This is a genomic window from Acinetobacter sp. YH16042 (assembly GCF_013417245.1).
GTDB lineage: Bacteria > Pseudomonadota > Gammaproteobacteria > Pseudomonadales > Moraxellaceae > Acinetobacter > Acinetobacter amyesii.
Genome location: NZ_VPEJ01000036.1, coordinates 1 through 14,734, shown reverse-complemented (window position 1 = coordinate 14,734; position 14,734 = coordinate 1). Strand labels below are relative to the sequence as shown.

The 14,734-nt window shown below is 38.7% G+C and carries 17 protein-coding genes and 1 pseudogene; 7 read left to right on the top strand and 11 right to left on the bottom strand.

Translation table 11 applies throughout. The annotated features are described in order from the left end of the window. Positions 1-442: 442 nt before the first annotated feature. Both FTV37_RS15665 and FTV37_RS15660 read left to right on the top strand, forming a co-directional pair. Positions 443-706 carry a PAAR domain-containing protein gene (locus FTV37_RS15665; protein WP_078193592.1) on the top strand — a complete coding sequence of 88 codons (264 nt, stop codon included), beginning with the start codon at positions 443-445 and terminating at the stop codon, positions 704-706. A gap of 106 nt (positions 707-812) precedes the next feature. Next, the gene (locus FTV37_RS15660) at positions 813-1,634 is read left to right on the top strand and encodes an alpha/beta fold hydrolase (protein WP_180064250.1); all 822 of its coding nucleotides are present in this window, start codon (positions 813-815) and stop codon (positions 1,632-1,634) included. A 29-nt stretch (positions 1,635-1,663) separates the two neighbouring features. Here the strand turns inward: FTV37_RS15660 and FTV37_RS15655 are convergent, their stop codons facing one another. The 4 genes from FTV37_RS15655 to FTV37_RS15640 all read right to left on the bottom strand — a co-directional run bounded on the left by FTV37_RS15655 (position 1,664) and on the right by FTV37_RS15640 (position 6,107). After that, entirely contained in the window at positions 1,664-4,048 is a 2,385-nt protein-coding gene (locus tag FTV37_RS15655; protein WP_257224366.1) for a fimbria/pilus outer membrane usher protein, read from the bottom strand. A 5-nt stretch (positions 4,049-4,053) separates the two neighbouring features. Next, positions 4,054-4,770, bottom strand: a complete 717-nt coding sequence (locus FTV37_RS15650) for a molecular chaperone (RefSeq protein ID WP_257224365.1) — start codon at positions 4,768-4,770, stop codon at positions 4,054-4,056. 302 nt (positions 4,771-5,072) lie between these two features. After that, a complete protein-coding gene (locus tag FTV37_RS15645) occupies positions 5,073-5,576 on the bottom strand; it encodes a spore coat protein U domain-containing protein (protein ID WP_180064247.1) in 504 nt (167 codons plus the stop codon). A gap of 213 nt (positions 5,577-5,789) precedes the next feature. Next, entirely contained in the window at positions 5,790-6,107 is a 318-nt protein-coding gene (locus FTV37_RS15640) for a hypothetical protein (RefSeq protein ID WP_257224364.1), read from the bottom strand. A 580-nt stretch (positions 6,108-6,687) separates the two neighbouring features. Here FTV37_RS15640 and FTV37_RS15635 point away from each other — a divergent pair. Next, on the top strand, positions 6,688-7,362 hold the full coding sequence (locus FTV37_RS15635) for a response regulator transcription factor (RefSeq protein WP_180064245.1): 675 nt from the start codon (positions 6,688-6,690) through the stop codon (positions 7,360-7,362). Between the two features lie 30 nt (positions 7,363-7,392). Here FTV37_RS15635 and fabR read toward each other — a convergent pair whose 3' ends face one another. Then, positions 7,393-8,067 carry an HTH-type transcriptional repressor FabR gene (gene fabR, locus FTV37_RS15630; protein WP_372491111.1) on the bottom strand — a complete coding sequence of 225 codons (675 nt, stop codon included), beginning with the start codon at positions 8,065-8,067 and terminating at the stop codon, positions 7,393-7,395. 168 nt (positions 8,068-8,235) lie between these two features. Here fabR and FTV37_RS15625 point away from each other — a divergent pair, with 168 nt between their 5' ends. After that, the gene (locus tag FTV37_RS15625) at positions 8,236-9,303 is read left to right on the top strand and encodes a ferredoxin reductase (protein WP_180064244.1); all 1,068 of its coding nucleotides are present in this window, start codon (positions 8,236-8,238) and stop codon (positions 9,301-9,303) included. Between the two features lie 12 nt (positions 9,304-9,315). Beyond that, entirely contained in the window at positions 9,316-10,410 is a 1,095-nt protein-coding gene (locus FTV37_RS15620) for an acyl-CoA desaturase (RefSeq protein WP_168377711.1), read from the top strand. 84 nt (positions 10,411-10,494) lie between these two features. Here FTV37_RS15620 and FTV37_RS15615 read toward each other — a convergent pair whose 3' ends face one another. The 3 genes from FTV37_RS15615 to FTV37_RS15605 all read right to left on the bottom strand — a co-directional run bounded on the left by FTV37_RS15615 (position 10,495) and on the right by FTV37_RS15605 (position 12,676). Next, positions 10,495-10,698, bottom strand: coding sequence for a hypothetical protein (locus tag FTV37_RS15615; protein WP_078188800.1), 204 nt, complete (start codon positions 10,696-10,698; stop codon positions 10,495-10,497). Between the two features lie 176 nt (positions 10,699-10,874). Then, entirely contained in the window at positions 10,875-11,504 is a 630-nt protein-coding gene (locus tag FTV37_RS15610) for an HAD-IB family hydrolase (RefSeq protein WP_180064243.1), read from the bottom strand. Beyond that, positions 11,471-12,676 carry a DUF1615 domain-containing protein gene (locus FTV37_RS15605; protein WP_180003816.1) on the bottom strand — a complete coding sequence of 402 codons (1,206 nt, stop codon included), beginning with the start codon at positions 12,674-12,676 and terminating at the stop codon, positions 11,471-11,473. Before FTV37_RS15605 ends, FTV37_RS15610 begins: the two co-directional genes overlap by 34 nt. Before the next feature lie 277 nt (positions 12,677-12,953). Here FTV37_RS15605 and FTV37_RS15600 point away from each other — a divergent pair, with 277 nt between their 5' ends. Then, on the top strand, positions 12,954-13,136 hold the full coding sequence (locus FTV37_RS15600) for a hypothetical protein (protein WP_168377709.1): 183 nt from the start codon (positions 12,954-12,956) through the stop codon (positions 13,134-13,136). Positions 13,137-13,256: 120 nt separating this feature from the next. Further along, on the top strand, positions 13,257-13,466 hold the full coding sequence (locus FTV37_RS15595; RefSeq protein ID WP_180007934.1) for an acyl-CoA thioesterase: 210 nt from the start codon (positions 13,257-13,259) through the stop codon (positions 13,464-13,466). 92 nt (positions 13,467-13,558) lie between these two features. Here the strand turns inward: FTV37_RS15595 and FTV37_RS15590 are convergent, their stop codons facing one another. The 3 genes and pseudogenes from FTV37_RS15590 to FTV37_RS15580 all read right to left on the bottom strand — a co-directional run. Continuing rightward, on the bottom strand, positions 13,559-13,729 hold the full coding sequence (locus FTV37_RS15590) for a hypothetical protein (protein ID WP_180007935.1): 171 nt from the start codon (positions 13,727-13,729) through the stop codon (positions 13,559-13,561). Positions 13,730-14,107: 378 nt separating this feature from the next. Beyond that, a complete protein-coding gene (locus tag FTV37_RS15585; protein WP_180064242.1) occupies positions 14,108-14,416 on the bottom strand; it encodes a hypothetical protein in 309 nt (102 codons plus the stop codon). 229 nt (positions 14,417-14,645) lie between these two features. After that, positions 14,646-14,734 (bottom strand): annotated as a pseudogene (locus tag FTV37_RS15580) (IS5/IS1182 family transposase); the annotation flags it as partial.

Sequence of the window (14,734 nt, the reverse complement as noted above, 5' to 3'; positions counted from 1 at the left end):
AAGTAACTTGGACCAGTGTTGATCATTTAGCATTGTTCGAGGCATAGCGAGTGTAAAATTGGGTTTGGCGATTTAATTTTACTATCTCGCTATTTTTTTAATCAACAAATGTCAACAGACCCTAATATAGGGCGCTACGCTTCATGCTCATTGCTAGACCCAATATACATGCTTTGATTAGTAAAAGAATCGGCATCGCGACATAAGCTGTCGTGATTGATGTCAATTGAATTATGAAGGTGAAATGATTAAATGTATTAGAACATACAGAGATAGCATCATATTCAAATGATTGATCACGAACTGTCAAAATGTCGTGTTTTGATGCTTTAGTTAAGTAAAGTTTTGGCTTGGTTAAATTTATACGTCGATGCTAGCGAGTTGAGGGCAGTTCCGTTAAAATGCTTCAAATTTCAGCAGTTCGTTAGAAGAAAATAAAAATATGAAATCCTTAATTACCTTAGGTAGTAAAACGTCACACGGTGGTGTGGTTTCAGAATGTGAACCTTCATTTGTGATTAATGGTATTGCGGTGCATTTAAATGGCATGAAACATTATTGCCCGAAATGTAATTCGACTGTGGCTGCGATCGCGGCGGATCAAAGTACAACGGTCAAGGGGCGTGGTGTTGTGGTTGCTGGAGATAAAACCACTTGTGGCGCAACTTTCTTACCGAATCAATCAATGGTCGGATCACAAAAATAATCTGCATACTGACTTTTAGTTCATCTAAATAAACTCATTGAGTCCTATTCTAATCGAGTTGATCTCTTTATGATGGGTCATCATCAGTTGATTGGATGAGTTTTACATGAAAAGCGCGATCCATTTTACCCATGCCAATGGTATTCCTGCCGCGAGTTATCGAAAGTTTTTATCTTACTTTTCACCGCAATTTGATGTGAAGGTGATTCCGCTTATTGGTATGGATGAGCGCTATCCGATCACCAAAGATTGGCGATATTTGGTCGAACAAGTCATTGCAGATATTGAGCACCAATTTCCAAAGCAACAAGTGATTGGGCTTGGGCATTCTTTTGGCTCTTTAGTCACCCTGATGGCGGCTTATAAACGTCCAGATTTGTTTTCACAACTGATCATTATGGATCCACCTTTCGTAATCGGCCCTAAGTCCGCAATTTTTGAAGGCATGCAAAAATTAAAGCTCAAAGCTGTCGATAAACTTACCCCAGCGGCAATTACATTGAAGCGTAATGACCATTGGCCAAATTTGGATGAAGCCTATACGGCACTACGGAATAATCGTTTATTTAAAAGTTTTGATGCGCAGTGTTTTGAAGATTATTTTGCACAAGGCATTCAAGCTGATGAAAAACGCGGTGGCGTGACCCTCAGCATTCCAAAAGCCGTGGAAGCGCAAATCTTCCGTACAGTGCCTGCATGGTGGTGGCGTACTCCACGTAAAGCCCCTCAAATGCCTGTACACCTTATCACCGCAAATGACAGCCATTTTTATAAACAAGGTTTGCCACAAGGCATGAAAAAAACGTATGGTGTTGAGTTCAGTGTGGTTGACGGTGGGCACATGTTCCCTCTGGAGCAGCCGGAAGTAACCGCTCAATGTGTGCAAAAAATAATAAATTTACAGGCTGTAAAAAAAGGAGATTCTTGAGAATTTCCTTTTTTGATGCTTTTTGAGCGTTATTGGCAAGTGAGGGTAACCGGCTCATCGACCTTTGTATCGGGACCCAAGGTAAATTCACTTTTACAGACTTTATCCGCAGTTTGAACTTCTAAACTGTAATCTCTAGGCATCAAGTCATAGAATGTAACGAGACTGTTGCTGGCAATCGGGTATTTCGCATTTGGAATGCCTAAAATACGGACCACGCTGCCGCTGGCTAAAGCCTGCTGATTTGCATCAATAAACCTGAAAGTTACATCTCTGCTTTGATGATTGCTAATTGGAAAATCAACGATATAGCCGCGCTGATTCATTGGCATAAAGGTATGGAATGTTTCGGCAATATTGGCATCAATGCCGACTTGGCTTTCATCAAAGGCAATGCTGTTTTTGGTATAGCCTGCTAAGTTGTAGCTGAAAATTTCTCCATTTTTATCGGTTTTTCCTATATATGAGCCATTGCTGTACACATCAATGTTTGGCGTATTTTTTAAGCGGACGAGCGAAAAACTGTTGTTGATATATTTGCTTAGGTCAAAGCGATTGCCCAGCCAAACGAGTGACCCCATATAGCTTGCGGTGTAATATTTTTGATCATCTGTTTGCAAATATTGCACATTCAAGTCGCCGGCATTGGTTTTAAAGCGTGTACTGAGATTGCCGGAATATACATCATGTGAGCGGCTTGCGCCGACCGTGTAGTCGAAACCAGTGTTTTTATAAGAATACTTGTTGAACTGCAGGCTGGTCTCGTCATCATCATGCTGTGAGAGGGTGACAGAATGCTTGCGGTCATCAAAGTTATAGCTCAGCATCAAGTCAACACTGGCGCGGTCGCCGCTTTCAGCATCATAGGAGATGCCTAAACTGCCAAAAAGCCCTTTTGCGAGGGATTGGCTGGTTCTTAAGTTGAAAATCCGCTGATCCTGCCGGTCAGTGCCTTCGCGGTATTTTCTTTCAACATAGCTTAATGATAAGTTGTTAATGAATGGAATTTGATTTCTGGATAAATAGATTTGGTTTTCCTGCTTAGGCAGGTAACTGGCTGTATAGTCATCTAAACCCAGCATGCGGAATTCTGGGCTGTAATACTGAGCGCGCAAGCCAATACTGTACGATTGCGTATCACGCTTAAATTCAGTATTGACGGTATAGCCTTCTAAACCGAGGTCATCTGCATGGCTGTAGGAAGAATTCACTTCCAGCAAGCCAAGCTTATACAGATACTGACTCCATAACAGTCCGGCGCTTTCCAGTTTTTTGCTGTAATCGGCAACAGCGCCCAATGTCGTGGATGAGCTGATGCCTCTGCGGACATAGCCGCTGCCGAACCAGTCGCGGTAATCATTGTCATCATAGGCATAGTTATAGCGGAGCTTGCCGGCGGAAATATTATAATCCGTTAGTCCGGGGCGCAGTAGGCGCTGATTGACAAAGATCGGTATGCTTTTGACCGTTGTATTGCCTAAAACATCCTTTACGACAATTTCAGCATTGCCAAGGCCATTAAAGCCAAGATTGCTGTCTATATTGAACTGGCCTGGATTGACTTTGGCGTTATAGGCTTGCGTGCCATTAATAATTAAATCGACGCTAGATTGAGTCAGCGCGCTGCCTTCAATCGAGGGGGTGTTCCAATAGATATAATTCGGGCGGCTGGTAAAGTTGGTGCCAAAGCTGAATCCGCCAAAATAGAAGGACTGGTTTAAGCCGGTATAGGTGCTGATATTATCGCCCAGTTTTAAACTGCTCATCTGTTTTGGAAACTCAAAACTCAATGAGGTATTTAAACGGCTGCTGTTCTGAACATTAGCCTGCTCATGATTATAGTTTTTCCGGAAAACATGGCTGCTGTTGAAAAGTATATTTTTCCAGAAGAGATTTAAATCTGTAGAGGCATTTGCCTGCTTATTAAAATCCCCATCTTGAAAATAGAGATTGTAGTTTACAAAACCGCCTAAATTGGGCAGATCTGGCAGGTATGGCTGCTGAGATGACAGCTTTTGCGCCAGCATATATTGCGCAGGAATGCTGAGCTTGAATAGTTGATGCTGTTCATCCATTTGACTGCTGATATCCGGGCGGTCAATTAAACAATATTGCAGATTGTCTTTATTTAAATGGGTAAACTTGGATATATCGACAAATCCGCCCTTTAAAAGGCTGCATTCGATATAGGTCTGGCCGTTTTCCCTTAAGATAAATGCATCCTGCTTCAAGTCTACACCATTAATCCAAAGCCCCAAAATTGCATTTTCTGAATTTGGGCTGCTTACAGGCGGCTTTGCTGCGGATGCAGGCGAAACGTCCTGCGCTTGCGTATGTTCTAACTGAATGCAGCACAGCAGCAAGATCAGCACAGGCGGGGATTTGCGGATCTTGCATAATTGTCTTATCAGCATTGTCATTACTCCGACACATCAAATTGCAGTGTTTTAGAGTCTGCTGTTTGAACAATAAGTTTAAGGTTTGAATCAGGCTTAACAGCCAGTGTATTTAAATCAAATGCAACTTGTTTATGCGGCAAAACATACTTCAGTTCTTGGGAATTAAAAATTTCTTTTCCCGCAGCATTCTGCAGTTTGAAACCCGTGATTTGAAAATGGGCGGTACCTGAATTTTTTGCCAACAGCACAGGCTGATTTTTATTGTTTTTCGCCAGCTGAAAAGACATCTCAGGCTTAAAGTTCGTACCGGCAAATAACGGGACATTAAAACTATAGGCATATTTTAATCCCTTTGCTGTTTCAGCATTAGGCAGAGGGCTGAAGATGATTCGCCAAGCTTCTTCTTCTTGTAACTGCATGGATGCAATAGGTTGTTTAAAACCCATGCGAATAATACGTTTAGTATTGGGTTCAATCATAAAAGAAAGCGGATTGACAGCTAAACTTGAATCAGGGGTTAAAATATCATGTCCTTGTTCATCCTGTGTCCAACGAAAAACATTGACTTCATAGTTTTTCGCCAGTTCTTCATTGGAAGAAATAATGTTCATGGTGATTGTGCGCTGTCCATTCTCACCAGTGATAAAATGTTTGATGGGATAAATAGAAAGTTCAGCATATGCAGGGAAACTGCATACCCCCATTGAAGCAACAAGCAGGCAAGATATTTTGTTCAAGATAGCAGGCATTAATTATTTTTTCCCTAAATAATTTAGACTCAAAGCTGTACAAAGCAGGAGCGGTTTTCTGGCGTATAAATAACGTGTAGGTGAATGTATAAATGGAATTCCACTATGTGACTGTTAAATGGATTAAATAACTAGTTTCAAAAATTTTATTGAGTCATAAATTCAGACGTTGAATTGAAAACCGGCATGATTAAATACAGGTTGATTCGTTAAGATATTTAGAAGCGGTCACATGGTTTAAACAGCAGTTAAGAAACATAAAATGAATTTATGTTTCTTAATCAGATAAATTAATAGGCGATTTGAATAGTGACTTCATCTGTGTAATCGCTGGCCGGTAAGGTTGATACCATACCCGTTACGATTGGAGATGATGCAGATAATGTATACGTTTTAGGAGTTGCTATTGGAGTAGAAGGAACCACTAAACCAGCTGCATCATTCACAGGGACTGGTAATCCTAGAGCTGAAAAATTAATATTATAAGGGATTTGAGGGAGTGCTAAACTGCCTGAACTATTCTGAAGCACTGACATATTCAATTGACCAGATGAAGCATTTTTTGCTTTCGCTGAAATGGTATAGTCAACATTACAAGTAACATCGAATGTTTCGTTTACAGTTGTACCATCAACCGGTATAGACTTTGAAATTGTGGTACCTGCTTTAGAAAGCGTACATGCCGTAGGTACTGTGAGTGTATAATTTACTGTGACACTCTGACTAGCTGCATGTGCAGTTAAAGCCCCTGAGCTTAACAACAAAATGCTGGATAGTTTTAGTAATGAATTCATGTTTTAAATCTCCCGATGAAAAAAATTGCATTTTTATAGCGAATAAAAAAAATATATTTATAGAATGTTAAATATATGATTAAGTTTAAATTTGAATGGTTTTTTGGGAATAACTAAATTTAGGTATTTTGAATTCATTCGACGCATTGTTGGATCAGCAGCCTAATGGATAAAACCTAATAATCCAAAACCTTAATATTGAATGACGCAGCGCTACCATTCAGCCGCGGAGAAAGTGAGGCTGGCTCTGTAAGTGCCGACTGGGTATTTGGCTAAATCTTTATACTGTGAAGAGTCTAGCTCGGCATACATGGTCATATTTTTGATTTGGCTTGAGCTGTTGATGTAGCTGTTGAAATCGGCATAAGCATTTGCGGCAGTCATTGATGCACCTACGACAGGATAGTTGCCATCCCATTCTCCTCCGATTCTGGAAAAGAAGCTGACCGGAATATAAACATCGGGTTTGCCGTCTAGACGGAAGACTGAGTTATTGCCTGCGGGATTAGACCATTGAAAAGAAGGGCGCACTCGAATTTTACAATTTTTAAAATTTGCAGATACGCGCCCAGCTTGAGCGTAATTTAAATTAACATTTGTGACTGGCGCCGTAACGGTACAGTTGTCGGCATAGCTGTTCAATGTAAACGTGCAGCTGAGTATTACGCTTAAAAAAGCTAAATTTTTAATTTTGAGCATGAGCAGTCAGCTTTAATTTATTTCATAGTAAGTGAAACTATGCTGCTGCAATGCAGTTTTAGCGATACCTAAATTTAGGTATTGTTGAATAAAAAGCCCTACTTATCGCGTTAAATAATAATTTTTAAAACAATTTAAGAAGTTACTTTTGGAATTTATGTTTAATCAACCGGCTTGTTCTATTTGTGGTATTTCATTTGAAATGAGTCATTTGAAATTTAAAGTGTGCCTATTGAAGAAGAACTTATTGCAAGATTACGTATGGTTGAGTATTTAAAATACAACCTATATCACATAAAAATCATAATAGGTTGAATCCCTCAATTTAATATTTTCAATATCCCCAATTCTAGGGATATAAATCAGAAGCTCTAAAGAAAATAATTAAATAAATTTTAATTATTGGTCAAAAATGAATTTTGAGCTTCCCTTACTAAAACCAATGTTGGTATTAGAAGATGATCCTATTCATCAGCTTAGAATTTTCAATATTTTGGAAAGTTTTGGTTATGAAAAAAATGATATTTTATTCTCACAAACAATAGAATTTGCTAAAAATATTTGTGTTTCAAAGCCTGTCAAATTCATGATGGTGGATTTAAATTTGCCAGATGGCTCTGGTATAGACTTTATCCAAAATATACGGCAGAAAAATGAAAGCAATATCCCAATTATGGTCCTTTCCTCATGGAATACACTTGAGGTGATTTATAATGCATTGAATGTTGGTGCAACAGGCTATGTGCTCAAAGAAAAAGATGATTTTGAGCTAATGTTTGCCATTCGAACAATGTTAAAAGGTGAAGCAATTATCGATCCGACAATTGCAAAGAAGATACTTACAAAATTTGGTCATCTTTTACATGAACAATCACAAGATTATTGCAAAGAGCATGCTGAGATGTCTCAACGGCAAATTGAAATATTAAATTGTGTGGCTAATGGTATGACTAGTCGTGAAATAGGCGATGAACTAAATATTTCAAAGTATACTGTTGGTGTACATATTAAAAATATTTATCAGAAACTTGAAGTAAATTCTCGGACTAAAGCAATTAACGCAGCTAAGAAAATGGGCATTATTTAACTCAGTCCGATCATTTTGAAAATTTTGAAGCTAACGAATCTGTGCTTCGTCTAAATGGCGAGCACCTTCCAAAATCATGCGAATCATAATCATGGTTTGTTCGGCAACTTCTTTGCGTTGTTCTGTCGGTAGATCAATGACTTTTGCACCCATGTTAAACACCAATTGGGTAATACCACGTGCCACGATGTCAGGATGAGCCAACTTGCTTTGATTTAAACGTTCTAGGACGATTAAATCTTCTCTTAATTCTTGTTGGAAATAGTTAAGTTGACGCTCAACTGCATTTTTATAGGAATGCGAACCAGTATAGCCTTCACGAAGTAAAAGGCTTAAGTTGCCTTCATCGGCATCTAGCTGCTGAATAAATACTTCAACTGAACTACGAATAATACTGCTTTGGCGTGATGCCTGAAGGCGTGCTTCATGCAAAATTTGACGTAACACACCACCAGCTCGATCAATCAACTCAATGGCTAATTCATCAATATCTTTGAAGTGACGATAAAAACTATTTGGAGCAATGCCAGCTTCACGTGCAACTTCACGCAAACTCAGTGATGAAATACTTTTTTGTGGACCAATTAAATTAAGCGCTGCCTGAAACAGTTCTTCCTTGGTAATCGTTGCTTTACGGCCTACAGTGCGAACTGCAAGTGGAGTTTCAGCTTCAGAATGTAATTCTTCCTGGTACATGTTAACCATATTCGTCTGTGCAGACTGAGTCATATTTTTTAATAGATTAAAAACATTAACATATTATAGCGTCTGCTAATAGCTTTTGTGAAAATGTCGATTAAATGCACAAGCGTATATACAAATATATATACATGTGTATAATAATTAAAAACCTCCCATGAGTTGTATTTGATTATGCATGTACTCGAAAAAGCGAAAAAGCCTTTAAACGCACTCAAAGACAGTGTTGTAGACGTCAATGCGGTAAATTTCTGGTTGCAGAAATTTAATCCGTTATGGTCTGGTAATCAGGCTCTCGGCAAAATTGTACAAAAAGAAAATGCAGCAAATGAGATGGTTAGCCTAACCATACAGGTGAACCGTTTGTTTAAAATGGGTGAAGCTGGTCAGCATCATCCTGTTTTTGCTTGCGTAAATGGTATCCGTTACGAACGTACTTATAGTTTGACTCAGTTGGATGATCAACACGTATTACTTAGCGTAAAAAAAGTGAATACGGGTATTGTGAGTACATGGCTCGTAGAACAAGCGCAAGTGGGTGATATCTTAGAATTTGGTCAGCCTTTTGGTGATATGACTTTGGTGTCAAATTCTGCGCCGTTGCTACTATTGGCTGCGGGTAGTGGTATTACGCCAATGTTAAGTTTGTTGAAAGCGATGAGCAAAACTAAGCAAATTGCGGAGCAACCAATTCAGTTAATGTACTGGGTTAAGTATCACGATGATGCCGCATTCAAATTACGCTTCGAAGCTTTGGCAAATCAATATCCAAACTTTAAATTTCAAATTTTCTTTACCCAAGAAGAAGTTGCTGATCCACGATTAAATGCCGCTCACGCTGCTCAAATTGATGACATTGAGCACAGTACTGTGTTTGCATGTGGTCCATCAGGTTTCGTCACTCAGGCCGAAGCATTATTTGGTCGTGCACAATGCTTTATGAGTGAAGCATTTAGCATGAGCCCAATCGCAACGGATGACATTGGCTTTGTGAATGTCACACTTACACAATCTAATAAAACCGTCAGTATTCCAAAAGGCCAATCAATTTTAGCCAGTCTTGAACAGCAAAATATCAAACCAAATCACGGTTGCCGTATGGGCATTTGTAATAAATGTGCCTGCAACAAAGTTGAAGGTTCGACTAAAAATATGGTCAATGGTAGCCAAAATACAGAACCGGGTAATTTACTCAAAATTTGTGTGAACTCAGCACAGTCAGATCTTGTTATTGATTTATAAGGTAGAAAAAATATGAACATGCCTGTAAAAATTGAATATTTTAAAAATCCAAAAAACCGTGAGTTAACCCAATCGCAATTAGACGAACTTGCGCGTGAGCTTGATGCGATTAAGCAAGAAGTTTTAGATGACTTAGGTGAAAAAGACGCGAAATACATTCGCCGTGTGTATTCGACAGTTCGTTATTCATCTATGGCGGGTCGTGCTTTATTGTTTGCAGGTTGGTTTCCGCCAGCGTGGATTTTAGGCACAGGTCTTTTAGGTTTTGCCAAAATCATGGAAAACATGGAATTAGGTCATAATGTCATGCATGGTCAATATGACTGGATGAATGATCCTAAATTCAATGGTCAGACCTACGAATGGGATATCGTGGGTACTGCAGATAACTGGCGCCAAACTCACAATTTTAAACATCATACCTATACCAACATTAAAGGTATGGATGATGATATTGGTTATGGTCTCGTTCGTTTGTTCCCAGAACAGCGTTGGAAGCCGGGCTATCTATTACAACCGATTTATAGCATTCCATTTTGCTTATTGTTCCAATGGGGTGTTGCCATTCAAAACCTTGAATTGGGTAAATACTTCAAAGGTCGTAAAACAAAACAGCAGACCAAAGAAGAATGGAAGCCAATGCAAGCCAAAATCGGCAAGCAATTATTTAAAGACTATGTGTTCTTCCCGCTTATTGCAGGGCCTGCAGCATTACCTGTGCTCACAGGGAACCTCGTTGCGAATGGTCTTCGTAATATTTGGACATTTAGTATTATTTTCTGTGGTCACTTCACCAAAGATGTTGAAGTTTTCCCGAAAAAAGTACTTGAAAATGAAAGCCGTGGACATTGGTACATGCGTCAAATCCGTGGTTCTTCAAACCTTACCGGTTCAGAAGCATTTCACATTTTGACAGGGCATTTAAGCCATCAGATCGAACACCATTTATACCCAGATGTTCCTGCGCGTCGTTATCGTAAAATGGCGCCAAAAGTACAGGCCGTATGTGAAAAATATGGTTTGAACTATAACAACGCAAGCTTAGTGAAACAGTACGGCAGTGTACTAAAACGTATTGTGAAATATGCGTTTCCATTTAAAAAGTAATAAAAGCTGCACTTGAGTGACTGGATTAAAAAAGCCATGCATTTGCATGGCTTTTTTATATTAACTTTGGGGGAAATATTTACTTCACTTTTTGATATGTAATTTGAGGATCTTAATCAAATTCATATAATTTCCTTTTTTAGCCATACGAATGACCAATTCAATTTCTTCTTTCGTCCACATCTGGCGAGTGGCTGAGAAGGCAAATTGAGCAAGGAGAACAAATGGATTTTCGCCAAATTTAATATGGAGGCCTTTGACATATTTCGGTGGATTGAATTGATTCATATTCTTTTCCCGCTTTTAATATTTGACCGCATTATTTCTAATTAATGAGAAAAATAGCACACTATAAAGTCAAAATAAAAGCAGAATTTTCAAAATTTAATCATATATTAGAGCGACTTAAATTTAAGTTTGTGATTGTTAACTTTGATTAATAAACCAAACTAAATCACTCGACTTTAGTCGAGTTCAGGTAGGCGTTTATCCTTTCCATTCATGAAATGGTGGGTGGCCAATTCAAACATAGCGAGGTCTTCATCGCTATTTCCATAGGCATAAACATGCTCATAGTCTTGAAGGTTAAATTGCTCCAAAACTCGAATTTTCTTTTGCTCACCACTACAGTCTAAGGTTTGATACAAACCAGTCAGTATTTGGTCATTGGCTGCTGTTTCGGTACAAATCAGTTTGACCCCGAGCTTTTTGGCCACAGGTTTAAGATATAAATCGACGGATGCAGAAACCAATACGACTTCATGACCGCGTTTTTGGTGTTGCTGTAATTGTTCATATAGCGAAGGATTGAGTTCCGCCATCAAATGTTCAGCATATTGTGCTGCTTGATTTAAAACCTGCTCATGATTGGCTTGGCTAAACATTGCGGCATATAGGCGAGGACGCATTGCATGGGCAGGATATAGCTTGAGATAATAGCCTTGAATCCAAGGGAGAATTTTAATCCCTTGGCGCACGATATGCCGTTTAGGCAGGGAATAGAAGATGAACCCTGTAAAACTGTCTTTATTACACAGGGTTCCGTCAAAATCGAATAAGGCTAGAGTTTTAGGTTTTTGATGCGGCGCATGCATGTTTGATAACGTCCATCGACTCGTGTGGCAAACCAATTGGTATTGTAATCACGGCTTAATTTCGGCCCAGAAATTACGACTTCAGGCATCATGGCATAAAACGGTTCTTTACCAGTCTTTTCTTGGTACAACTTTTTGACCGCTTTATACGTCAAAGTATCTTCGAAGTCCTGATCTTTTTCTTTTTTAAGATCTGAACGAATTTGACGTGGAGTTGCAATTACATTGTTTTCTGCAAAAACGGCAATCAGCGCAGTTTCAGACTGGCTTTTTGCTGAACGTGGAGAACCATCTTTATTATAAAGTAAGAGGTCACCATCTAAGCCGAGCTCAGCAGGGGTTAAGTCATTCAACATGCTTTGGAATGCCGCATTACGACTCGAATAACGACCCGAGTTATAATCTGCAAAACGATAAATCGGTTTGTCATATTCAGCTGGATACATCATTAAACGGTGGATGCCGTAATACAAACCGCCATATTGGCTATACATGTCAGTACGTAGAGCAGCAATATTTCCACCTTGGCGTTTGTGGTCTTTGGCATAGCCTATATGAACTTGCATGGAACCCAAAGTGGTAATGGGGTTGAGCTTTTCACCAATATCTTGTCCAACCAGTTTCGCTGCGCCCGTCAAAGCACTCACGTGATAATGTTTAGACATATAGTCAAAAATTTCACGATATAACTCGTCTAGTTCACGTTCAGTTTGTACACGGCGCATTTGGCTCAGATAGTTATCTTCTGGACTCGGTTGATTTTTTAACACATCTTGGAAATAGCCAGCGACTGTACCACCGATGCCATCACCCAATTTATCTTTAAACTTTTCTTCAAGACGATCTTGAACTTCTTTGACGGCTTTTTCACCGAGTCCCGGCACATGCGGGTCGGCAACAAAATTGGACTCTTGATCGACTACAGCAACAATCGTACAAACATTTTCTTTCGTGGTTGGAATACCGAGCTGATCACTAATGTCGTAGATATCATTGGCCCATGACAGACGTTCATTCACGCGAGGTGGAATGGCTTTTTTGATCTGTTCCGCTTCCATAGTGGGTTCATCTTTGCTCCACCATGAACCATTACCACAGGCAGCCAAGCCAATGGATAAAGCCAGTACAGAAAGGGATTTAAAGCATAATGTGGTCGAAAAAGTTTTGTTCATATTTTCCAATAAACTCAGCCATATGGGGGCGACAAAGCAGGTGCAGTATACTATGCAAAATACATAAGTAATGAATAAATATGTATATGTCTCATAGGGGACTGTCAATCTATTTATGGAGATCTACGCGTGTAAAAACAAGCAGTTCTGTCAGGATGATTGGAAAAAGAATGCTTTTTGAGCTAAATAGATGAATATTCCAATATCATTTTCAACAGATTATAAAAAATGCAGGTATATACTAGCTGAAATCCATAAATTTTTTAAGGGGATTATTATGCCAGCTAAATTTTTCAGTCGTTTCTTGGGTTTGATTGCGTTAGTTATGGTATTGGGGGCAATCATTATTAACTTTGTTGTGGCTAAACCGATGGTGGAATATTGGATCTTACTCTTACTACCTTGTTTTGCCGTTCCAATTTTAACCTCAGTGATGATCACGAAGGATGAAAATCTTTAACATCATCATTCAGTAAATCTATTTTTCAATCCAATAGATGAACACTAATCAGTCTTTGCAAAAAGCTCACATCGGGTGGGCTTTTTTGTTGATGTGTCCAAAGTCTTTTATACTGTGCAAATGAGAAATTTAAAACGCCAGCACAAATTAACGGTATCAACCGTGATTTGGTCAACGGAACAAGATGCCGTGTTGATCGAACATGCAGATTTAGCTATGTCTGAATTAATCCAGCGCTTGGGATTTAGTGAAGAAGACATTTTACAAAGAAAAGAAGTATTAGGTTTAAACCGGCGGGCACGTCAAATTCAACGTTTATATTTTAAATAATTGAAGTCAAATTCATTGAAAGCTGCGAAAGACTTAAAAATGCCTGTGAATTTAAAAACCCACTATCTGTGGGCTTTTAAATTTTTGCTCAATTATTTTGCAACAGCTTCAGAAGCAGGTGCCGCTTCAGTTGCGTCTTGAGCAACTTCAGTCGTTTGAACTTCAGATGCAGCAGCTTCAACTTTTTGTTCTTCAGCAGCAAATGTAGTTGCAGCCGCCGTCGAGATAAGTGTAGCGAAAAGTACTTTGTTTAAAGTTTTCATGATTCAATATTCAGTCTATTTTTTTGGAAAAAACAACTTAATGTATTAATCATGATAAAAGTGTAATTAAAATGGGTTGTTATGTGTCTAGATTGTGAACAATTACGAAAAACTTATCAAAATAAATCAATAGTTTGAAATCTATAACAAAATAATATGTGTCATTCAAATGTCGTTTATTATTTGAAAGCTTTAAAAAGAAAACCCGAATAATTCGGGAAGTGTATTTTACGTTGTTATTACAGCGAAACTTACCCACTTTTCGCTTAATAACAATTTATCGCTGAAATATGACGCCATGATGAAAAGGAGATTATTGAGCAGGGCATTCAATTTTGAGTTTTTCTTTGTAATAGTCCTGTGCGATCTTCAAATCGTTCAACATTTTATCTTGAGTATAGTCTTGGGCTGCGAGTTTGAGCATGGCAGGCATGTAGTTAGTTTTATATTCATGAGGGTAGTCATGACATAAGACTTGGGTTTTTCCTTGATCGATGTACTTTGAGCATCTAAAACATCAAGGTATTGACTGATTTGCGCATCTGACTGCTCAAATTGTTGAGTCGCTTGTTCCGTTGTTAAATCAGCGTTTTGGCTTTCAGCTGCAGCCACCTCGTCATTCGGTTGTTGGCAGGCAGTCAGAAAAGTAGCGAAAAATATAAAAGAGAGAATTTTCAATTTTTTCATAAAGTTTAACTCACTGATGTGAATTTATAGATTTAAGTTTTCAATGATTTTAGCAGTATCCCTCTATAGTAACACCTGTACAGGCAGATCTGCTGAAAGTCTGATGTTGAATCGATAGTGTGTTAGCTAGAAGGTATATACATAACTTTCAACGACTCTTAAGCAAAAGCGTAGAAATTTTTGTATGGAATTACTAGGGTGTGTTGACATTTACAGCCGATAAATTGAGCTAAAGAGGCAACCATATAAATATACAAGCTAAAGCAACAGCGCTTTGATAGTTACGTTTTAGCTTATCGTATCTTGTGGCAATTCCTC